At 60.9% G+C, this 20873-nt stretch carries 17 protein-coding genes; 15 read left to right on the top strand and 2 right to left on the bottom strand.

Annotation, left to right across the window (positions count from 1 at the left end):
* Positions 1-24 precede the first annotated feature (24 nt).
* From ACA049_RS20620 to ACA049_RS20610, 3 genes are all read left to right on the top strand, one after another.
* Positions 25-462, top strand: coding sequence for an acyl-CoA thioesterase (locus tag ACA049_RS20620; RefSeq protein WP_497329392.1), 438 nt, complete (start codon positions 25-27; stop codon positions 460-462).
* A 150-nt stretch (positions 463-612) separates the two neighbouring features.
* Positions 613-1572, top strand: a complete 960-nt coding sequence (locus ACA049_RS20615) for a tRNA dihydrouridine synthase (RefSeq protein ID WP_497329390.1) — start codon at positions 613-615, stop codon at positions 1570-1572.
* A gap of 132 nt (positions 1573-1704) precedes the next feature.
* Positions 1705-2148 carry an Hsp20 family protein gene (locus ACA049_RS20610; RefSeq protein WP_497329388.1) on the top strand — a complete coding sequence of 148 codons (444 nt, stop codon included), beginning with the start codon at positions 1705-1707 and terminating at the stop codon, positions 2146-2148.
* 51 nt (positions 2149-2199) lie between these two features.
* Here the strand turns inward: ACA049_RS20610 and ACA049_RS20605 are convergent, their stop codons facing one another.
* Both ACA049_RS20605 and ACA049_RS20600 read right to left on the bottom strand, forming a co-directional pair.
* Entirely contained in the window at positions 2200-5478 is a 3279-nt protein-coding gene (locus tag ACA049_RS20605; RefSeq protein ID WP_497329386.1) for a PAS domain S-box protein, read from the bottom strand.
* 66 nt (positions 5479-5544) lie between these two features.
* Entirely contained in the window at positions 5545-6435 is an 891-nt protein-coding gene (locus ACA049_RS20600) for a LysR family transcriptional regulator (RefSeq protein WP_497329384.1), read from the bottom strand.
* A gap of 148 nt (positions 6436-6583) precedes the next feature.
* Between ACA049_RS20600 and leuC the strand changes: the two genes are divergently transcribed.
* The 12 genes from leuC to ACA049_RS20540 all read left to right on the top strand — a co-directional run bounded on the left by leuC (position 6584) and on the right by ACA049_RS20540 (position 20871).
* A complete protein-coding gene (leuC, locus tag ACA049_RS20595) occupies positions 6584-8002 on the top strand; it encodes a 3-isopropylmalate dehydratase large subunit (protein ID WP_497329382.1) in 1419 nt (472 codons plus the stop codon).
* A gap of 10 nt (positions 8003-8012) precedes the next feature.
* The gene (gene leuD, locus ACA049_RS20590) at positions 8013-8657 is read left to right on the top strand and encodes a 3-isopropylmalate dehydratase small subunit (protein WP_497312498.1); all 645 of its coding nucleotides are present in this window, start codon (positions 8013-8015) and stop codon (positions 8655-8657) included.
* Positions 8658-8794: 137 nt separating this feature from the next.
* On the top strand, positions 8795-9562 hold the full coding sequence (locus tag ACA049_RS20585; RefSeq protein ID WP_497329380.1) for a class I SAM-dependent methyltransferase: 768 nt from the start codon (positions 8795-8797) through the stop codon (positions 9560-9562).
* A gap of 51 nt (positions 9563-9613) precedes the next feature.
* A complete protein-coding gene (gene leuB, locus ACA049_RS20580; protein ID WP_497329378.1) occupies positions 9614-10696 on the top strand; it encodes a 3-isopropylmalate dehydrogenase in 1083 nt (360 codons plus the stop codon).
* 69 nt (positions 10697-10765) lie between these two features.
* Entirely contained in the window at positions 10766-11878 is a 1113-nt protein-coding gene (asd, locus tag ACA049_RS20575) for an aspartate-semialdehyde dehydrogenase (RefSeq protein ID WP_462026531.1), read from the top strand.
* Positions 11879-12146: 268 nt separating this feature from the next.
* Positions 12147-13157 (top strand): aspartate-semialdehyde dehydrogenase, encoded by a 1011-nt coding sequence (locus tag ACA049_RS20570; protein ID WP_497329376.1) that lies wholly within the window; start codon positions 12147-12149, stop codon positions 13155-13157.
* Positions 13158-13365: 208 nt separating this feature from the next.
* The gene (locus ACA049_RS20565; protein ID WP_497329374.1) at positions 13366-15990 is read left to right on the top strand and encodes a FimV/HubP family polar landmark protein; all 2625 of its coding nucleotides are present in this window, start codon (positions 13366-13368) and stop codon (positions 15988-15990) included.
* A 280-nt stretch (positions 15991-16270) separates the two neighbouring features.
* Positions 16271-17125, top strand: a complete 855-nt coding sequence (gene truA, locus ACA049_RS20560; protein ID WP_497329372.1) for a tRNA pseudouridine(38-40) synthase TruA — start codon at positions 16271-16273, stop codon at positions 17123-17125.
* A gap of 63 nt (positions 17126-17188) precedes the next feature.
* The gene (locus tag ACA049_RS20555; RefSeq protein WP_497329370.1) at positions 17189-17806 is read left to right on the top strand and encodes a phosphoribosylanthranilate isomerase; all 618 of its coding nucleotides are present in this window, start codon (positions 17189-17191) and stop codon (positions 17804-17806) included.
* Positions 17807-17988: 182 nt separating this feature from the next.
* The gene (accD, locus tag ACA049_RS20550) at positions 17989-18909 is read left to right on the top strand and encodes an acetyl-CoA carboxylase, carboxyltransferase subunit beta (protein ID WP_010456031.1); all 921 of its coding nucleotides are present in this window, start codon (positions 17989-17991) and stop codon (positions 18907-18909) included.
* A complete protein-coding gene (folC, locus tag ACA049_RS20545; RefSeq protein ID WP_497329368.1) occupies positions 18906-20213 on the top strand; it encodes a bifunctional tetrahydrofolate synthase/dihydrofolate synthase in 1308 nt (435 codons plus the stop codon). The genes accD and folC overlap by 4 nt, the downstream gene beginning before the upstream one ends.
* Positions 20197-20871, top strand: coding sequence for an SPOR domain-containing protein (locus ACA049_RS20540; protein WP_497329366.1), 675 nt, complete (start codon positions 20197-20199; stop codon positions 20869-20871). Before folC ends, ACA049_RS20540 begins: the two co-directional genes overlap by 17 nt.
* Positions 20872-20873: the final 2 nt, after the last annotated feature.

The raw sequence follows: 20873 nt of genomic DNA, 5'->3' as shown, positions 1-20873 counted from the left end.
AAATCATCTGACCGGGAGTGGGGCATGGGCTGGGATCGGGCAACGCCATTTATCATTGATCTGGAAGTCGGCGCCGAGGACATCGACGGGCTGGGGCACGCGAACAACGCGGTGTACGTGACCTGGCTCGAACGCTGTGCCTGGCGCCACTCTCAGCGGCTGGGCCTGGATCTGGTCGAGTACCGTCGGCTGGATCGGGCGATGGCGGTGGTGCGGCACGAGATCGATTACCTGGCCGCAGCCTATGAGGGCGACGAGTTGCAATTGGCAACCTGGATTGTCGATTGGGATCAACGCCTGAAAATGACCCGCCACTTCCAGTTGAAGCGCCCCAGCGACAACACCACGTTGCTGCGCGCGCAAACCACCTTCGTCTGCATCGAACTGTCCACCGGCAAGCCCAAACGCATGCCCGCCGAATTCATCGAAGGCTACGGCCCGGCGTTGCAAGTCACGATTTAATTGATGCCTTCGCGGGCAAGCCTCGCTCCTACGGGGATCATTGAACCTGTAGGAGCGAGGCTTGCCCGCGAAGGCGCCCGGTCAGACGAAATACCTTCTGCGCCCTGAAACCAGTAAACTGCCGCACGTTTTTCGTCGAGTGTGTTTTTCATGCAAATTGCTTTGGCGCCCATGGAGGGGTTGGTCGACAACATCCTGCGGGACGTGCTGACCCGTGTGGGCGGTATCGATTGGTGCGTGACCGAATTCATTCGGATCAACGATCAACTGCTCACGCCTGCCTATTACCACAAGTTCGGCCCGGAATTGCTGACCGGTGCCCGTACCGCGTCCGGCGTTCCGTTGCGGGTGCAGTTGCTCGGTTCCGACCCTGTGTGCCTGGCTGAAAATGCCGCGCTGGCCTGCGAATTGGGTTCCGAGGTCATCGACCTGAACTTCGGCTGCCCGGCCAAGACCGTCAACAAGTCCCGTGGCGGCGCCGTCCTGCTGAAAGAACCTGAACTGCTCAACCAGATCGTTGAACACGTGCGCCGCGCCGTGCCTGCGCACATTCCGGTCACCGCAAAGATGCGTCTGGGCTTCGACAGCCCGGACGGTTCGCTGGTCTGCGCAACAGCGCTGGCCGAAGGCGGCGCGGCGCACATCGTGGTTCACGCGCGGACCAAAACCGACGGTTACAAGCCGCCTGCTCATTGGGAATGGATCCCCCGGGTGCAGGAAGTGGTCAAGATTCCGGTGTTCGCCAATGGCGACATCTGGAGCGTCGAAGACTGGCGCCGTTGCCGCGAAATCAGCGGCGTGGAAGACATCATGCTCGGTCGCGGCCTGGTGTCGCGCCCGGACCTGGCCCGGCAAATCGCCGCGGCGCGGGCCGGTGAAGACGTGGTCGAGATGACCTGGGCAGAGTTGCTGCCGCTGATTCAGGACTTCTGGCTGCAAGCCAAGGCGCAGATGACCGCACGCCAATCGCCGGGCCGTTTGAAGCAGTGGCTGGCGATGCTGACACGCAATTATCCTGAAGCGGTTGAGCTGTTCACCGTCCTTCGCCGGGAAACCGAACTGGATCAAGTCTCGCGTTTGCTGGGGCTGCAGGTGGCCGAAGCGGCCTAAGAAAATTCTAAAAAAATCTGAAAATAATCTCTTGAAAAGCAATCGGCGATCCCTATCTAGGGATTACGCGATGCCGAATTCGGGTCGCGGAGACAAAAAAACTTGCTGATATGTTTTCAGGAGATTTGAATCATGAGTACTGCATTTTCGATGGCGCCACTGTTCCGTTCCTCAGTGGGTTTCGACCGTTTTAACGACCTGTTCGAAACCGCCCTGCGCAACGAGCCAGGCAGCACTTACCCACCCTACAACGTGGAAAAACACGGCGACGACCGATACCGCATCGTCATAGCGGCCGCCGGATTCCAGGAAGAAGACCTGGAACTGCAAGTGGAAAAAGGTGTGCTGACCATCAGTGGCGGCAAGCGTGACGTGAACGAAGACGTCACCTATCTGTACCAGGGCATCGCACAGCGTGCCTTCAAACTGTCCTTCCGTCTGGCGGACCATATCGAAATCAAGGCCGCCGGCCTGAGCAACGGTTTGTTGAGCATCGACCTGTTGCGGGTCATTCCGGAAGAGGCGAAAGCCAAACGCATCCCGATCAACGGGACGCAAAAAACCGCTCTGCAGTAATAAATCAGAGCAATAAGAAGGGCGCCATTTGGCGCCCTTTTTTTGTACCCGTCATTTGAGGAGTTTCTGAAACTCCTCCACCGGCAACGGCCGACTGTGCAAATACCCCTGATAAAAATGGCAGCCCAGCCCCTGTAAAAACTCCAGTTGCTCCGGTGTTTCCACTCCTTCGGCGATCACTTTCAGTTCCAGGCTGCGGGCCATGGCCACGATGGCGCGGATGATTTCGGCGTCGTTGGGGTCGGTGGTGGCGTCGCGGATGAACGACTGGTCGATTTTCAGCGTGTCGACCGGCAGACGCTTGAGGTAGGTCAGCGAGGAATAACCGGTGCCGAAGTCGTCCATCGCAAAGCTCACGCCGAGTTTTTTCAGGCGCCGCATTTTGTTGATGGTGTCTTCCAGGTTCTGGATGACGATGCCTTCGGTGATTTCCAGTTTCAGCAGCGAGCAGGGCAGGCCGTGGCTGTTGAGGCTGTGTTCGATGCGTTCGACGAAATCGTTTTGACGAAATTGTCTTGGACTGATGTTTACGCAGAGGCTGAAGCTGAGCGGGTTCACCAAGCCTTTGGCAACCAGTTTTTTGAAGGCGCCACAGGCTTCGTCGATGATCCAGGTGCCGACTTCCAGAATCAGCCCGCTGTCCTCCAGCACCTTGATGAATTCGGTGGGCGATTGCGGGCCGAGTTCCGGGTGGTCCCAGCGCACCAGCGCCTCGGCCCCAACAATGCGGTTGCCCCGGGCGTCGACTTGGGGCTGGTAATGCACATGAAACTCGCCCCGGGAAAGCGCCAGGCGCAAATCGGTTTCCATGCGCAAGCGCTCGCTGGCCGCCTTCTGCATGGTGTTGTGATACATCTGCGCGGTGTTGCGGCCCGAGTCCTTGGCGCGGTAAAGCGCAATGTCGGCGCGTTTGAGCAGATCGGTCGGGGTCGAGCCATGGTCAGGAATCAGTGCGATGCCGATGCTCGGCGTCACTTGCAGGCGCTGGCCATCGAGGAACATCGGCTCCGACAGCAGTTCGCGCAAGGTGTCGGCCAGGTCACTGACCTGGGCGCTGACTTCGTTGCGCGAGCCCTCGAGGCCGCTGAGCAGCACCACGAATTCATCGCCCCCCAGGCGCGCGACGGTGTCTTCCATGCGCACGCTGGCTTCAAGGCGTGCCGTGATGATTTTCAATACCGTGTCGCCCACCGGATGACCGAGGGAATCGTTGATGTGCTTGAAGTGATCGAGGTCGAGGAACAGCAGCGCGCCGCGCAGGTTGTGGCGCTTGAGCAGGGCGATCTGCTGGCTCAGGCGATCCATCAACAGTGCACGGTTCGGCAGGTTGGTCAGCGGGTCGTGGTAGGCCAGATGACGGATCTGCGCTTCGGCATTTTTCAACAGGCTGACGTCCCGGGCGGTCAGCAGCAGGCACGCGGTTTCGTTGAGGGTGATCGGCTCCACCGAAACTTCGACGGTCAGCAACTCGCCACGCTTATTGCGGCCGAGCATTTCCTGATGGTGCACGCGGCCCTTGAGTTGTATCTCGGCCAGCAGTGCCGAGCGTTGTTTCTCTTCGGCCCAGATGCCGACCTGATACACCGTGCGGCCGACCACTTCGTCGGCGCGGTAGCCGGTCAGGCGGCAGAAACCATCGTTGACCTCCAGGTAGCGCCCGGTATCGCGCTCGGTGATGGTGATCGCATCAGGGCTTGAGTGGAACGCCTTGGCGAACTTTTCTTCGCTGGCCTTCAGTGCTGCTTCGGAACGCTGCTGTTGGGTAATGTCGCGCAGGGTCGTGACGATGCATGGCTGGTCGCCCACGCTGATCTGTCGGCTGGAAATCACGCAGGTCAGGGATTGCCCGTCTTTATGCTGGGCGACGATCGCGACATTGTTCAGTCCCTGTTCGCGGATGACTTGTTCGATCCGTTGCAGGCTTTTCGCCGACGCGTCCCACAGGCCGATTTCGTCGGCGCTGCGATCAATCACTTCGGCGGCGCTCCAGCCAAAGGTCTGGGTGAAGCTGGAGTTGATCTCGATGAATTGGCCGGTGTCCTGGCGCGTGACGCAGATCGGGTCCGGACTGACCTGAAACAGCGTGGCGAACTTCTCTTCGGAGGCCACCAGCCGTTGTTCGCGCTCCACTTGATCGGTGATGTCCAGCAAGGTGCCGGCCATGCGCAGCGGCGCGCCGTTTTCATCGCGGTAGAGGCGGGCGCGACTTTCCAGGTAGCGTGAACTGCCGTCCGGGAGCTGCACGCGATAGGTCAGCTGATAATTGCCGGCCGGCCCTTCGCGCAGGCTGCGATAAGCGTCGCGCATGGAGCCGCGTTCTTCGTCGGGTACACCTTCGAAAAACGCGTCGAAGGACTCATGGAAGGGTTTGGCCTCCAGCCCGTGCAATTGCGCGGCCCGGGCCGAGCCGTAAAGCATGCCGCTGGGAATGTGCCAGTCCCAAGTGCCGAGTTGCGCCGAATCCAGCGCCAGGTCGAGGCGTTCCTGACTGTCTTTCAGCGCGTGTTCGGCGGCTTTGCGTTCCGTGGTGTCGAGGAAGGTGGAGAGCAGGTACGGCTGGCCCTCGAGTTCGACTTTCTGGGCGCTGAGGATGCCGTCGTGGATCTGGCCGTTGCTGGCGCGAAACTGCACCTCCATGCTGGTCAGTTCGCCCTTGGCCTTGGTCGCCTTGACCAGCACCTCGCGTTGTTCCGGATGCACCCAAAGGCCCAGTTCGACAGTGGTTCGGCCAATGGCGTCCTGCACCGGCCAGCCGAACAGGCTTTCGAAATACTGGTTGGCTTCGGTAATCAGGCCGTCTTCCTGGCGGGTCAGCAACACCATGTTCGGGCACAGGTGAAACAGCGTGGCGAAACGCTTTTCCGAGCTGCTCAGCGCCTGTTCGCGCTGGCGCTGGTGGGTGATTTCGCGAATCACCCCAATCATCCGTGGCCGGCCGTGCTTGTCCGGCAGCAGGCTGCCGTTGATCTCCAGCCAGTGCAGGCTGCCGTCGGGCCAGCGGATGCGGTGGTGCATCGCCTGTTCCAGCGGGGCGCCGGCAATCACCGCGTGGAACGCGCGGATGGTTTTGGCCCGATCCTCCGGGGGCAACAAGTCGAGGTATTCCAGATCGGCCGGCAACGGTTGCCGGGGATCGAAGCCGAACAACGCCTGGGTGCCCCGCGACCAGCTGATCTGACCGCGTTCGATGTCCCAATACCAGGCGCCCAGGCGCGCGCCGTTAAGGGCGGCCAGCAACTGCGGCGCACTTTCCCAGCTCTGCTCGGACCGTTTCGGGTCAAGCGCCTGAATACGGGGCATCGGCGGAATACGGTCAACAGATTTCGGCATTGGCAGGCCTTGGGCTGAATTGGGCGTTAGGCACAGGGGTTCGCGGCTCGATGGCGGTAGCGCACGTTAGCCTTGAGTCCCTGGCAGATCGATTTGTGCATCCAGCAAGGCCATGAAGGCCCGTGCCGCGTTCGACAGCGTCCGTTCGGTGTGCAAGATATAGCCTAGCTGGCGAGTCAGTTGTATGCCCGGCAAAGGTATTCGCGCAACTTGATCATCGAGCATCGTGCGTGGCAGAACACTCCAGGCCAGGCCGATCGAGACCATCATCTTGATGGTTTCCAGATAATTCGTGCTCATGGCGATGTTCGGCGTGAGGCCTTGGGCTTCGAACAGCCGATGGACGATGTGGTGAGTAAAGGTGTTGCTGCCAGGGAACACCGCCGGATGCAGGGCAATGTCCGCGAGGCTGACCGCTCCGTTGCTGACCAGTGAATGCTCCGGGGCGACCACGAAATCCAGCGGGTCATCCCACACCGGCGTGGCCTTGACCAGTGCGTGGGGCTCCGGCGCGAGGGTGATGACGGCCAGTTCCGCGCGGCCATGGAGGATTTCTTCGTAGGCCACTTCCGAATCGAGGAACTGAATATCCAGCGCCACTTGTGGGTAGCGCCGGGTGAATTCCCTTAATAAGGGCGGCAAACGGTGCAGACCAATGTGGTGACTGGTGGCCAGCGTCAGGCGCCCGGTCACTTCGCCGGTCAGATTGGTCAAGGCGCGGCGGGTGTCATCCAGCACATTGAGAATCTGATAAGCCCGCGGCAACAGGGCGCGACCGGCCTCGGTAAGGCCGACTTCACGGCCCAGGCGATCGAACAGCCGCACCTTCAATTGCTGCTCAAGCCCGGCGATGCGCTTGCTGATCGCCGGTTGCGTCAGGTGCAGCCGTTCGCCCGCGCCGGAGAAGCTTCCGGTCTCGGCAATCGCGATAAAGGCATTGAGGTTGGCGAGGTCCATTGCGGTATTCCAGTTGGTTATCCAAAGCATAAAAAATATGAATTTGAGTTATTTAATGTAACCCCCTAGGATCGACCTCACAAGCCAAAGGGTTATTGAAACGTTCAAAGCCCGGGGCATAGAAACAAGCTGATGAGGAAAACGTCTGATGGCCGGCAAAACGCTCTACGACAAGCTCTGGGATTCGCACTTGGTCAAGCAGCGCGACGATGGCTCTGCCTTGATCTACATCGATCGTCACATCATCCACGAAGTGACCTCGCCGCAAGCCTTTGAAGGCCTGCGTCTGGCCGGGCGCAAGCCGTGGCGCATCGATGCCAACATCGCGACCCCGGACCACAACGTACCGACCACCCCGGAGCGCAAGGGCGGCATCGAAGCCATTGCCGACCAGGTCTCGCGTTTGCAGGTTCAGACCCTCGACGACAACTGTGATGAATACGGCATCGTCGAGTTCAAGATGAACGACGTTCGCCAAGGCATCGTCCATGTCATCGGCCCGGAGCAGGGTGCAACCTTGCCGGGCATGACCGTGGTCTGCGGCGACTCCCACACCTCGACCCACGGCGCGTTTGGCGCGCTGGCTCACGGTATCGGCACCTCCGAGGTCGAGCACGTGCTCGCCACCCAGTGCCTGGTCGCCAAGAAAATGAAGAATATGCTGGTGTCGGTCGAAGGCAAATTGCCGTTCGGCGTGACCGCCAAGGACATCGTCCTCGCCGTGATTGGCAAGATCGGCACCGCCGGCGGTAACGGCCATGCCATCGAGTTCGCTGGCAGCGCGATTCGCGATCTGTCGGTCGAAGGCCGCATGACCATTTGCAACATGTCCATCGAAGCCGGCGCTCGCGTAGGCCTGGTGGCGGCTGACGAAAAAACCGTGGCCTACGTGAAGGGCCGTCCATTCGCCCCGAAAGGCGCGGAGTGGGACTTGGCTGTCGAAGCCTGGAAAGACCTGGTGACTGATAAAGACGCCCAATTCGACACCATCGTCGAACTCGACGCGACCCAGATCAAGCCGCAAGTCAGCTGGGGCACTTCGCCCGAGATGGTGTTGGCCGTGGATCAGAATGTTCCCGATCCTGCGAAGGAAATGGACCTGGTCAAACGTGGCTCTATCGAACGCGCTTTGAAATACATGGGTTTGACCGCCAATCAGGCGATCACCGATATCCAGCTGGACCGCGTGTTCATCGGTTCCTGCACCAACTCGCGGATCGAAGATTTGCGTGCTGCCGCCGTGATCGCCAAGGGCCGCAAAGTCGCTTCGACCATCAAGCAGGCCATTGTGGTGCCGGGCTCGGGTCTGGTGAAGGCTCAGGCTGAATCGGAAGGCCTGGACAAGATTTTCCTCGACGCCGGTTTCGAATGGCGTGAGCCGGGTTGCTCGATGTGCCTGGCGATGAACCCGGACCGTTTGGAGTCGGGTGAGCATTGCGCCTCGACCTCCAACCGCAACTTCGAAGGCCGTCAGGGCGCCGGTGGTCGTACCCACCTCGTGAGCCCGGCCATGGCCGCCGCCGCCGCTGTGAACGGTCGTTTCGTCGACGTCCGTGAATTGATCTAAGGAGCGCAGCATGAAAGCTTTTACCCAGCACACTGGTCTCGTCGCGCCTTTGGATCGTGCCAACGTCGACACCGACCAGATCATCCCGAAGCAGTTCTTGAAGTCGATCAAGCGCACGGGTTTCGGCCCGAACCTGTTCGATGAATGGCGCTACCTGGATGTGGGGCAGCCGTATCAGGACAACTCCAAGCGCCCGCTGAACAAGGACTTCGTCCTCAACGCCGAGCGTTATCAAGGCGCCAGCGTGTTGCTGGCCCGCGAGAACTTCGGTTGCGGCTCCAGCCGTGAACACGCGCCGTGGGCGCTGGAAGAATACGGTTTCCGCAGCATCATCGCGCCGAGCTACGCCGACATCTTCTTCAACAACAGCTTCAAGAACGGCTTGCTGCCGATCATCTTGAGCGATGCTGAAGTGGATGAGTTGTTCGAGCAGGTTGAAGCGAATCCTGGCTATCAGTTGCAGGTTGATCTGCAAGCCCAGACCGTGACCCGTCCAGATGGCAAGGTGCTGCGCTTCGAAATCGACGCGTTCCGCAAGCATTGCCTGCTCAATGGCCTGGACGATATTGGTCTGACCTTGATGGACCACGAGGCGATTGCGACGTTTGAAGCCAAGCACCGGGCGAGCCAGCCTTGGTTGTTTCGCGACGCTTGATTTTGCGTAAGGCGTGATGACGACTTCGCGGGCAAGCCTCGCTCCTACGGTTGAAATATGACCCCCTGTAGGAGCGAGGCTTGCCCGCGAAGAGGTCCGCCCAGACACCCCAAGACTCACCCCAAAAGGAAGTCCCCATGACCAGCTCCGCCCAGCACAGCCAGGTAGTCCAAAAGCAATTCGGTGAACAGGCCGCCGCCTACCTGAGCAGCGCCGTACACGCTCAAGGCACCGAGTTCGCGCTGCTACAGGCTGAACTGGCCGGGCAGGGCAATGCACGAGTGCTGGACCTGGGGTGCGGCGCCGGTCACGTGAGTTTTCACGTGGCGTCGCTGGTCAAGGAAGTCGTGGCCTACGACCTGTCCCAGCAGATGCTCGACGTGGTCGCCGCAGCCGCCGTCGACCGTGGTTTGAGCAATGTGACCACTGTCAACGGTGCCGCCGAGCGCCTGCCGTTTGCCGATGGCGAGTTCGACTTCGTCTTCAGCCGTTATTCGGCGCACCATTGGAGCGATCTCGGCCTGGCCCTGCGCGAAGTCCGCCGGGTGCTGAAACCGGGCGGCGTGGCGGCGTTCGTCGACGTGTTGTCACCGGGCAGTCCGCTGTTTGACACTTACCTGCAGAGCGTCGAAGTGCTGCGCGACACCAGCCATGTGCGCGATTATTCCGCCGGCGAGTGGTTGCGTCAGGTCAGCGAAGCAGGGTTGCATACCCGCAGCACCACGCGTCAGCGGCTGCGTCTGGAGTACACGTCCTGGGTCGAGCGCATGCGTACACCCGAGGTAATGCGCGCGGCCATCCTCGAGTTGCAGCAGTCGATGGGCAATGAAGTGCGCGAATATTTTGAGATTGAGGCCGATGGTTCGTTCAGTACAGATGTGCTGGTACTGATTGCCGAACGATAGAATTTTTCCGGGTGTGCCCAAGGGCACACCGACTGATGACATGAGGAAAGCATGAGCAAGCAGATTCTGATTCTCCCAGGTGACGGTATTGGCCCGGAAATCATGGCCGAAGCGGTCAAGGTGCTGGAGCTGGCCAACGACAAGTACAGCCTGGGCTTCGAACTGAGCCACGACGTGATCGGCGGCGCCGCCATCGACAAGCACGGTGTGCCACTGGCCGACGAAACCCTGGACCGTGCACGCGTGGCCGACGCTGTGCTGTTGGGCGCCGTGGGCGGCCCGAAATGGGACACCATCGAGCGTGACATCCGCCCTGAACGCGGCCTGCTGAAGATTCGTGCGCAACTGGGTCTGTTCGGCAACCTGCGCCCGGCGATCCTCTACCCGCAACTGGCCGAGGCCTCGAGCCTCAAGCCAGAAATCGTGGCGGGCCTGGATATCCTGATCGTCCGTGAGCTGACCGGTGGCATCTACTTCGGCGCGCCACGCGGCGTTCGCACCCTGGAAAGCGGCGAGCGTCAGGCCTACGACACGCTGCCGTACAGCGAAAGCGAAATCCGCCGCATCGCCCGTGTCGGTTTCGACATGGCCATGGTGCGCGGCAAGAAGCTGTGCTCGGTGGACAAGGCCAACGTGCTTGCCTCCAGCCAACTGTGGCGTGAAATCGTCGAGCAAGTGGCCAAGGATTATCCGGAAGTCGAACTGAGCCACATGTACGTCGACAACGCCGCCATGCAACTGGTGCGTGCGCCGAAGCAATTCGACGTGATCGTGACCGAGAATATGTTCGGCGACATTCTGTCCGACCAGGCATCGATGCTCACCGGTTCCATCGGCATGCTGCCGTCGGCGTCGCTGGATACCAACAACAAGGGCATGTACGAGCCGTGCCACGGTTCGGCGCCGGACATCGCCGGCAAGGGCATTGCCAACCCGTTGGCGACCATTTTGTCGGTGTCGATGATGCTGCGTTACAGCTTCAACCAGTCGGGCGCGGCGGACGCGATCGAGAAGGCCGTCAGTCTGGTTCTGGACCAGGGCCTGCGCACGGGCGACATCTGGTCGGCCGGTTGCACTAAAGTCGGTACGCAGGAAATGGGTGACGCAGTAGTCGCCGCGCTGCGGAATCTGTAATCTCTCGGGCCCGCTGCCACTTTCACTCTTGAAAGCAGCGGCCCACTTTTTAAAGAAGGTGTAGTTGCGATGAAACGTGTAGGTCTGATCGGTTGGCGCGGTATGGTCGGTTCCGTGCTCATGCAGCGGATGCTGGAAGAGCAGGATTTCGATCTTATTGAGCCGGTGTTTTTCACCACTTCCAATGTCGGTGGCCAAGGCCCGTCCGTGGGCAAGGACATTGCTCCGCTCAAGGACGCTTACAGCATTGAAGAGCTGAAAACCCTCGACGTGATTCTGACCTGCCAGGGTGGCGACTACACCAGCGAAGTCTTCCCGAAACTGCGCGAAGCCGGTTGGCAGGGTTACTGGATCGACGCCGCTTCCAGCCTGCGCATGCAGGATGACGCAGTGATCGTGCTGGATCCGGTGAACCGCAAGGTCATCGACCAGCAGCTCGACGCGGGCACCAAGAACTACATCGGCGGCAACTGCACAGTCAGCCTGATGCTGATGGGCCTGGGCGGTCTGTTTGAAGCCGGTCTGGTCGAGTGGATGAGCGCCATGACTTATCAGGCGGCCTCCGGTGCCGGCGCGCAGAACATGCGTGAACTGATCAAGCAAATGGGCGCGACCCACGCCGCTGTCGCCGATCAACTGGCCGACCCGGCCAGCGCGATCCTCGACATCGACCGCCGTGTCGCCGAAGCCATGCGCAGCGACGCGTACCCGACCGAAAACTTCGGCGTACCGCTGGCCGGCAGCCTGATCCCGTGGATCGACAAGGAACTGCCGAACGGTCAGAGCCGCGAAGAGTGGAAGGCCCAGGCCGAGACCAACAAGATTCTCGGTCGCTTCAAGAGCCCGATCCCGGTCGATGGCATCTGCGTGCGCATCGGCGCCATGCGTTGCCACAGCCAGGCGCTGACCATCAAGCTGAACAAAGACGTGCCGATCGCCGACATCGAAGGGCTGATCAGCCAGCACAACCCTTGGGTCAAACTGGTGCCGAACAACCGTGACGCCAGTATTCAGGAACTGAGCCCGACGAAAGTCACCGGCACCCTGAACGTACCGGTTGGCCGTCTGCGCAAGCTGAACATGGGCACGCAGTACGTCGGCGCGTTCACCGTCGGCGACCAGTTGCTGTGGGGCGCGGCCGAACCGCTGCGCCGCATGCTACGGATCCTGCTTGAGCGTTAATCGATTGAAGTAAACAAAGAGCCCGCGCCTTGAAAGAGGTGCGGGTTTTTTTTGGAAGGTGTTTCGTCAGGAAGGGCCTCTTCGCGGGCAAGCCTCGCTCCTACAGGAATCGCGGTCGTTACAAAATTTCGCGACCGACACAAAACCCGTAGGAGCGAGGCTTGCCCGCGAAGAGGCCAGAACAGCCACCACAAATCCCTGGCTGAATTGCCTGCATGCCCCCCACCCGGTAAAGTGCCGCTCCCCCCGTTTCGCCAGAGGTAAAACCATGAGCCAGTCCTTTGATATTGCCGTGATCGGTGCCACCGGTACTGTCGGCGAAACGCTCGTGCAGATTCTCGAAGAGCGCGACTTTCCGGTCGGCAACCTGCACCTGTTGGCCAGCAGCGAGTCTGCCGGGCATTCGGTGCCGTTTCGCGGCAAGAACGTGCGGGTGCGGGAAGTCGATGAATTCGATTTCAGCAAAGTCCAGCTGGTGTTCTTCGCGGCCGGCCCGGCGGTGACCCTGAGTTTCGCCTCGCGTGCCCGTGCGGCCGGTTGCTCCTTGATTGACCTGTCCGGCGCGCTGCCGGCGGATGAAGCACCGCAAATCGTGCCGGAAGCCAACGCCCAGGTACTCGCCGGTTTGAAAAAACCGTTCCAGGTCAGCAGCCCAAGCCCGTCGGCCACCACGCTGGCCGTGGTGCTGGCGCCGTTGCTCGGTTTGCTCGACCTGCAACGCATCAACCTGACCGCCAGCCTGGCCGTCTCCGCCCAAGGCCGCGAAGCCGTGACCGAGCTGGCCCGGCAAACCGCGGAGCTGCTCAACGTGCGCCCGCTGGAGCCAACCTTCTTCGATCGGCAAATGGCCTTCAACCTGCTGGCCCAGGTCGGCAAGCCTGATGAACAGGGTCACACGCTGCTGGAAAAACGCCTGGTGCGTGAGCTGCGTCAGGTCATGGCGCTGCCTTTATTAAAGATTTCCGTCACTTGCATTCAAGCCCCGGTGTTTTTTGGCGATAGCTTTAGCGTGACCTTGCAGTCAGCGAGCGCTGTGGACCTGGCGAAAGTCAACGCGGCGCTGGAAGACGCACCGGGTATCGAACTGGTGGAAGCCGGCGATTACCCGACGGCGGTGGGCGATGCGGTAGGGCAGGACGTGGTCTATGTTGGTCGGGTTCGCCAGGGTATTGACGACCCGTCGGAACTTAATTTGTGGCTGACGTCAGATAACGTACGTAAAGGCGCCGCGCTCAATGCTGTGCAGGTGGCTGAATTGTTGATAAAAGACCTGCTGTAAAAGATACTTGGCAACAATTTTTCGAATGAGTCCTGCCGAGCGCTATGCTTGGCCGGATTGCTGATGGCGAGCCACCCTGCGGGGCTTTCCGGGGCATTAATGAAACGATCGCGCGTGACGACCCTTCGTCGCCGCGCGCAATGCCTTACGGCAGCGGCTATCAACACCTTCTCGCTGGCCGAGGAATGTTCAAACAAAGGATGAGGCTATGGTTCAAGTTCGCAAACTGGTGTTAGCAATAGCGGCCGCCTCGGCGCTGTCCTCCGGTATGGCGCATGCCCTCGGGCTCGGGGAATTGACCCTGAAGTCGACGCTGAACCAACCTCTGGTGGCGGAAATCGAGCTGCTCGACGTCAAGGACCTCACCGCCGCGGAAGTGGTGCCGAGCCTGGCTTCGCCGGAAGATTTCGCCAAGGCCGGTGTTGATCGCCAGGCGTTTCTTAACGACCTGACCTTCACGCCCGTGCTCAACGCCAGCGGTAAAAGCATCCTGCGTGTAACGTCCAGCAAACCACTGTCCGAACCGATGGTGAAATTCCTGGTTCAGGTAATGTGGCCCAACGGTCGTCTGCTGCGCGATTACAGCGTGCTGCTCGATCCGTCCAAATTCTCCCCGCAGACCGCTGAAGCGGCTGCGCAGCCTGCGCCGACCCAAGCGGTCACTGCGCCGGTCACCGGTGCTACCCCGCCGGCCCAATACACCACCACGCCGCGCGATACCCTGTGGGAAATCGCCGCGAAGGCGCGTAATGGCGGGTCGGTCCAGCAAACCATGCTGGCTATCCAGGCGTTGAACCCCGATGCCTTTATCGACGGCAACATCAACCGGCTGAAAACCGGTCAGGTGCTGCGCATGCCCGATCAGGCGCAGAGCACCAACCTGCCGCAACCCAAGGCAATCGCTGAGGTCGCGGCACAGAACACCGCGTGGCGCCAGGGGCGTCGATATGTGGCGAAGCCCGCCACCGGGCAGCAGCAACTCGATGCCACCAAGCGTGGCCGCGCTGACGCTGCTCCGACGCAAGCGGCGAAAGACAACCTGAGCCTGGTTTCTGCCGACACCGGCAAAGGCCGTGGCAAAGGCGCCGCCGGTGATACCAAAGCCTTGGGCAACAAACTGGCCGTCACCCAGGAAAGCCTCGACACGACCCGTCGTGACAATGCCGAACTGAAAAGCCGCATCACCGATCTGCAAAGTCAGATGGACAAGCTGCAGCGCCTGATCGAGCTGAAGAACAATCAATTGGCCAAGTTGCAGGCTGAAGGCGCGGCGGAAGCGCCGGCTGCTGCGGCGACCGCTCCGGCAATGTCTGTCGAGTTGGCTGCCAACCCTGCGGCAACGCCGACGGAAGTGGCACCTGCTCCGGTTGCGCCTGCTCCAGAGGCAGCGGCACCTGAAGCTGCTCCAGCGCCAGTGCCCGCTGAACCCGCGGTCGAGCCGACGCCAGTCGCCTCCGAAGACCAGAAATTCAACGAGCTGCTGACCAATCCGGTCCTGCTGGGGCTGGTGGGCGGCGGTGCAGTGGTTCTGTTGCTGTTGCTGCTGTTGCTGGCACGTCGCCGCAAGGCTCAGCAAGAAGCCGAGAAACACCTGCGCATGGCGCGTGCCCTGGAAGAAGAGAAGGAATTCTCTGTCGAGCAGGACCTGCCGGAAAGCAGCTTCGAAGGCCTTGAAGTTCCGCCGCCGAGCGTGACGCTCGCTCCTGCGCCGATACCTACGCCACCCCCTGCGCCAGCCCCTGTCCCGGACGTAATGACGACGCCGATCGCTGCGCCACTGGTATCGCCAGCAGCCGACCGCGACGACGACGTACTGACCAAGGCTCAGTCGCACATTGCCGCCGGTCGTTTGAACCAGGCAGCCGCGTTGCTCGAGGACGGCATCAAGCAAGAACCACAACGCAGCGACCTGCGCCTGAAACTGATGGAAGTCTACGGCCAGCAGGGCGATCGCGATGCATTTGTCGCCCAGGAGCGCCAGTTGGTGGCCAACGGTGACAACTTTGCCCAGGTCGAGAAGCTTAAAACCCGCTTCCCGGCCATGGCCATTGCGGCGGCGGGTGGTCTCGCCGCTGCCGCCATCGCCGCCGAGCTGGACGCGCAGTACGTCAAGGACCTGCTCCTCGACGAGCCGCAAGCACCGGCCGATGACTTGGACAGTGCCTTCGACTTGAGCCTGGATGATCTGGAAGCCGCTTCTCCAGCGGTGGTTGAACCAGAACCGGAATCTGTCGCTGACCTTGAAGAATTCCCGCTCGACGACGACCTGAGCTTTGAGTCGGTGTTGAAGGAACAGACCGAAATCAAGGAAAACCTCGACGACCTGTCGGACTTCGATCTGGACATGGATCTGGGCGCAGACCCATCGCCGGCAATCCTCGCGGAAGACGACTTCCTGCTCGATCTCGACGAGGGCGTGAAGGACTTGCCTGTTGAGCCTGCGAAACCTGAAGTTCCGCAGGATGATCTGGAATTGCCCGCCGATTTCGACTTGTCGCTGGCTGATGAAATGGACGCGACACCGGCCGAACCTGATGTTCCGGACGCCTTTGCAGCGGAGCTGGAAGACGTCAACGCCGAGCTGGATCGTCTGTCCCAGAGCATGGGTGAGCCGACCTTTACCGCAGAAGACGCAATGGCTTCGGCGGCGGACGAGCCGGATTTCGACTTCCTCTCCGGCACCGATGAAGTCGCCACCAAGCTCGATCTGGCCCAGGCCTACATCGACATGGGCGACAACGACGGCGCTCGGGACATCCTCAATGAGGTGGTGGCCGAGGGGAATGCTGGCCAGAAGAGCGAAGCCAAGGAGATGCTTTCGCATCTGGCTTGAGTAGTCGGTAGGCAGTAAACAGAACGGCAGCCCATTGAGGCTGCCGTTTTTTTTTCGTTTCCCGAATGTTCGATGGTGCCTGTCAGGGCGTCTTCGCGAGCAAGCCCGCTCCCACAGGGATTAGTGTCAGACACAAATAGTGCGGCGTCACGATCCTTGTGGGAGCGGGCTTGCTCGCGAAGGGGTGTCACATTCAACACCGCATCGACTGTTGCACTGGCATCCCGGTGCCACGGCCTTATAATGCCCGCCTTTGCGCACATCAGCAGGCTGTTACTCCTTGGCAAATATAGATAACCCGGCCGCCGAACTGGCGGCCGACGGCTTTTTCCGGATCGCGCTGGGCGTTGAATACAAAGGCTCGCGTTATCGCGGCTGGCAGCGCCAGGCCTCTGGCGTGCTCACCGTGCAGGAAACCCTCGAAAAGGCCTTGTCCAAAGTCGCCGACTCACCGGTTTCACTGCTCTGCGCCGGGCGCACGGACGCCGGCGTGCATGCCTGCGGCCAGGTGGTGCATTTCGATACGCAGGTCGAGCGTTCGATGAAGGCCTGGGTCATGGGCGCCAATATCAACTTGCCCCACGACGTCAGCGTCAGCTGGGCCAAGGTCATGCCGGCGCATTTTCATGCGCGCTTCAAAGCCATCGCCCGGCGTTATCGCTACGTGATCTACAACGATCAGATCCGCCCGGCACATTTGAACGAGGAAATCACCTGGAACCACCGTCCGCTCGACGTCGAGCGCATGGCCGAAGCCGCCCAGTATCTGGTCGGCACCCATGATTTCAGCGCTTTCCGCGCCGGTCAGTGCCAGGCCAAGTCGCCGATCAAGGAGCTTCATCACCTGCGGGTCACACGCCACGGCAAGATGATCGTGCTGGATATTCGCGCCAGTGCCTTCCTGCACCACATGGTGCGCAACATCGCCGGCGTATTGATGACCATCGGTGCCGGCGAGCGCCCGGTGGAGTGGATGAAGGAAGTGCTGGAGAGCCGTATCCGGCGTTCTGGCGGGGTGACGGCGCATCCGTTCGGCCTGTATCTGGTGCAGGTCGAGTATCGCGACGAGTTCCAATTGCCTGAGCGTTACATTGGCCCACACTTCCTCACCGGCTTCTCTGAACTTGACGGCTGACGCCCTCGAACGCATTTGTTACCATCCGGGACTTTCTCGGATTTGCCCTGAGGTTTTATCGACATGTCAGCCGTTCGCAGCAAGATTTGTGGGATCACCCGCATAGAAGATGCGTTGGCAGCGGTCGAAGCCGGGGCGGATGCCATCGGGTTTGTGTTTTATGCCAAGAGCCCGCGGGCGGTAACGTTTCAGCAGGCACGCGACATTATCAAGTTGCTGCCGCCGTTCGTGACCACTGTGGGCTTGTTCGTCAACACCAGCCGCTGCGAGTTGGGCGAACTGCTCGACGCCGTGCCGCTGGACCTGTTGCAGTTCCATGGCGACGAAACCGCGGCCGACTGCGAAGGCTGGCACCGTCCGTACATCAAGGCGCTGCGGGTCAAGGCCGGCGATGACATTGCGGCGGCATGCGATGCGTTTCCAAGTGCCAGCGGTATCCTGCTCGATGCCTATGTTGAAGGTGTTCCCGGCGGAACCGGTGAGGCGTTCGACTGGTCTCTGATACCGCAGGGCTTGAGCAAGCCGATCATCCTTGCTGGCGGCCTGACGCCGGATAACGTGGCTGAGGCAATCGCCCGGGTTCGGCCTTACGCGGTGGACGTCAGCGGTGGGGTAGAGGCGAGCAAGGGCATCAAGGATCACGCAAAGATTCAGGCATTCATCAAAGCGGTACGCGGTTGATGTGACGGCTGGCACACTGCCGCCGTCCACACGCATGGCTGAGGATTTTTGGGTTGTACGCCGGTCGCGTTTCGCTGACCCGACCATCCACTGATCATCGTTACACACATGAATTTAGCTCAAGGGCATACGCGGGGCTGCGAACCAGAGCGTTCGGGCCGCCGGTACTGGAGAAAGAAAGCATGAGCAACTGGTTAGTAGACAAACTGATCCCTTCGATCATGCGTTCCGAGGTCAAGAAGAGCTCGGTGCCTGAAGGTCTGTGGCACAAATGCCCGTCTTGCGAGGCTGTGCTGTATCGTCCGGAGCTGGAAAAGACCCTGGACGTTTGCCCCAAGTGCAACCACCACATGCGTATCGGTGCCCGCGCGCGCATTGACATCTTCCTCGACGCTGAAGGCCGTGCCGAACTGGGCGCGGACCTGGAGCCGGTTGACCGTCTGAAATTTCGCGACGGCAAGAAGTACAAGGATCGCCTGACCGCTGCCCAGAAGCAGACCGGCGAGAAAGACGCACTGATCTCCATGAGCGGCACCTTGCTGGGTATGCCAGTGGTGGTTTCTGCTTTCGAATTCTCCTTCATGGGTGGTTCGATGGGCGCCATCGTCGGTGAGCGTTTTGTCCGCGCCGCCAACTACGCGCTGGAAAATCGCTGCCCGATGATCTGCTTTGCCGCCTCCGGTGGTGCGCGGATGCAGGAAGCCCTGATCTCCCTGATGCAAATGGCCAAGACCTCTGCGGTACTGGCGCGTCTGCGTGAAGAAGGTATTCCGTTCATCTCCGTACTGACCGACCCGGTCTACGGTGGTGTTTCCGCCAGTCTGGCGATGCTGGGCGACGTGATTGTCGGTGAGCCGAAGGCCCTGATCGGTTTCGCCGGTCCGCGCGTGATCGAGCAAACCGTGCGTGAAAAACTGCCGGAAGGCTTTCAGCGCAGCGAGTTCCTGCTGGAACACGGTGCGATCGACATGATCATTCACCGTCAGGAACTGCGTCCACGCCTGGGCAACCTGCTGGCACAGATGATGGGCCTGCCGACGCCGAAATTCGTTGCCGCACCTATCGAACCGATCGTGGTTCCACCGGTACCTGCCAACCTATGACCGAACGTACCCTTGGCGAGTGGCTCGCCTACCTTGAGCAGTTGCACCCTTCGGCCATCGACATGGGCCTTGAGCGCTCGCAACAGGTAGCGTCCCGCATGGGACTGGGCAAACCGGCGCCTCGGGTGATCACGGTCACCGGCACCAACGGCAAAGGTTCGACCTGCGCATTCGTGGCTTCGTTGCTGCGGGCGCAGGGCCTGAATATCGGTGTCTACAATTCTCCGCACTTGCTGCGTTACAACGAGCGGGTGCAGGTCAATGGCGTCGAAGCGACTGACGCCGCGCTGTGCGAAGCCTTTGCAGCAGTCGAGGCAGGCCGTGGCGACACGTCCCTGACGTACTTCGAAATGGGCACCCTGGCGGCGTTCTGGCTGTTTCAACAGGCAGCACTTGATGCCGTGGTGCTGGAAGTCGGCCTGGGCGGGCGTCTGGACACGGTCAACGTGGTCGATGCCGACATGGCGCTGGTCACCAGCATCGGTGTCGATCACGCCGATTACCTGGGCGATACCCGCGAATCCGTGGCTTTCGAGAAGGCCGGCATCTTCCGTCAGGGCGCGCCTGCGCTCTGTGGTGATCTGAATCCTCCGCAACCGCTGCTGGATAAAGCGCGCGAGCTGTCTTGCCCGTTTTTCCTGCGTGGCCGCGATTTTGATCTCGGTGTCACCGATCACAATTGGCAATGGCGCGGTCTTGACGCTCAAGGGCAGGTGGTCGAGTTACGCGATCTGCCGCTGCTCGATTTGCCAATGGAAAACGCTGCGCTGGCCTTGCAGGCTTACCTGTTGCTCGGATTGCCGTGGGTGGATGCGCAGATTATTGAAGCCCTGACAGCGACGCGGGTGGTCGGTCGTCTCGATCGTCGTCAGTTCGACTGGCAGGGCAAGCGCCTGAACCTGTTGCTGGATGTGGGGCATAACCCGCATGCGGCCGAGTATCTGGCGCGCCGTCTGGCCAGCCGTCCGCCGGTCGGCAAGCGCCTGGCGGTGTTCGGATTGTTGGCGGACAAGGATCTGGATGGTGTTGTCGGTGAATTGAATGCTAGTGTCCAGCAATGGGCTGTCGCGCCGCTGGATTCACCGCGTGCGCGCCCGGTTGCGGATTTGCAGGCGGCGTTGCAGAACCTTGGCGCTGCGGTAACGTCCTATGACAGCGTGGCCGCCGCCCTGGAAGGGCAGTGCGCGCTGGCGACGAGCGACGACGAGATTCTGTTGTTCGGATCATTTTATTGTGTTGCCGAGGCCCTTGAATGGCTGGCCCGGCGCTCCACGGAGGAAGCGGCAAATGGCATTGCTGGATAAGGCATACAAACAGCGCATGGTTGGCGCCCTGGTTCTGGTGGCGCTGGCGGTTATTTTTCTGCCGATGCTGTTTTCCCGCCAGGATGAGCAGCGTCAGGTGACCGTCGAAGCCCCGGCTGCGCCGCAAGCACCGTCGGTGCCGCAAGTGCAGGTCGAGCCGGTGGTGGTGCCTGAGCCACAAGCGCTGCCTCAAGAACCTGTGCCGAGCGATGATGAAATCGCTCAGCAAGAAGCAGCGCCGTTGACGCCGATTGCACCGAGTGCGCCGGTGGCGCCTGCACCTGCACCTGTCGCCAAACCGGCCGCACCGGCTCCGGTGCCTGCTTTGGCAGCCAAGCCTGCAACTGCGCCTTCTCAGCCAATCTCCGCTGCACCGGGCAAGCCGGACACGACTCAAAGCCGCGTCGATGCCAACGGCCTGTCGGTCAGCTGGTCGGTGCAACTGGCCAGCCTGTCGAGCCGGGCCAGTGCCGAAAGCCTGCAAAAAGACCTGCGCAGCCAGGGCTATAACGCCTACATCCGTACAGCCGATGGCAAGAATCGGGTGTTTGTCGGACCGCTGATCGAGCGCGCCGAAGCCGATCGTCTGCGCGACTTGTTGGGCCGCCAGAAGAACCTCAAGGGTTTTGTGGTGCGTTTCCAGCCTGAACGCAACTAAAA

This window comes from Pseudomonas sp. LBUM1662 (assembly GCF_059695915.1).
This window is presented reverse-complemented; position numbering and strand designations above follow the sequence as displayed.

Excerpts from the sequence above, each read along its gene's own strand:
- ACA049_RS20620 (WP_497329392.1), top strand. The coding sequence starts at position 25 with ATGGGCTGGGATCGGGCAACGCCATTTATCATTGATCTGGAAGTCGGC.
- ACA049_RS20555 (WP_497329370.1), top strand. The coding sequence starts at position 17,189 with ATGTCAGCCGTTCGCAGCAAGATTTGTGGGATCACCCGCATAGAAGAT.
- leuC (WP_497329382.1), top strand. The coding sequence starts at position 6,584 with ATGGCCGGCAAAACGCTCTACGACAAGCTCTGGGATTCGCACTTGGTC.
- asd (WP_462026531.1), top strand. The coding sequence starts at position 10,766 with ATGAAACGTGTAGGTCTGATCGGTTGGCGCGGTATGGTCGGTTCCGTG.
- ACA049_RS20570 (WP_497329376.1), top strand. The coding sequence starts at position 12,147 with ATGAGCCAGTCCTTTGATATTGCCGTGATCGGTGCCACCGGTACTGTC.
- leuB (WP_497329378.1), top strand. The coding sequence starts at position 9,614 with ATGAGCAAGCAGATTCTGATTCTCCCAGGTGACGGTATTGGCCCGGAA.
- ACA049_RS20615 (WP_497329390.1), top strand. The coding sequence starts at position 613 with ATGCAAATTGCTTTGGCGCCCATGGAGGGGTTGGTCGACAACATCCTG.
- ACA049_RS20610 (WP_497329388.1), top strand. The coding sequence starts at position 1,705 with ATGAGTACTGCATTTTCGATGGCGCCACTGTTCCGTTCCTCAGTGGGT.
- ACA049_RS20600 (WP_497329384.1), bottom strand. The coding sequence starts at position 6,435 with ATGGACCTCGCCAACCTCAATGCCTTTATCGCGATTGCCGAGACCGGA.
- accD (WP_010456031.1), top strand. The coding sequence starts at position 17,989 with ATGAGCAACTGGTTAGTAGACAAACTGATCCCTTCGATCATGCGTTCC.
- ACA049_RS20565 (WP_497329374.1), top strand. The coding sequence starts at position 13,366 with ATGGTTCAAGTTCGCAAACTGGTGTTAGCAATAGCGGCCGCCTCGGCG.
- ACA049_RS20540 (WP_497329366.1), top strand. The coding sequence starts at position 20,197 with ATGGCATTGCTGGATAAGGCATACAAACAGCGCATGGTTGGCGCCCTG.
- ACA049_RS20585 (WP_497329380.1), top strand. The coding sequence starts at position 8,795 with ATGACCAGCTCCGCCCAGCACAGCCAGGTAGTCCAAAAGCAATTCGGT.
- folC (WP_497329368.1), top strand. The coding sequence starts at position 18,906 with ATGACCGAACGTACCCTTGGCGAGTGGCTCGCCTACCTTGAGCAGTTG.
- ACA049_RS20605 (WP_497329386.1), bottom strand. The coding sequence starts at position 5,478 with ATGCCGAAATCTGTTGACCGTATTCCGCCGATGCCCCGTATTCAGGCG.
- leuD (WP_497312498.1), top strand. The coding sequence starts at position 8,013 with ATGAAAGCTTTTACCCAGCACACTGGTCTCGTCGCGCCTTTGGATCGT.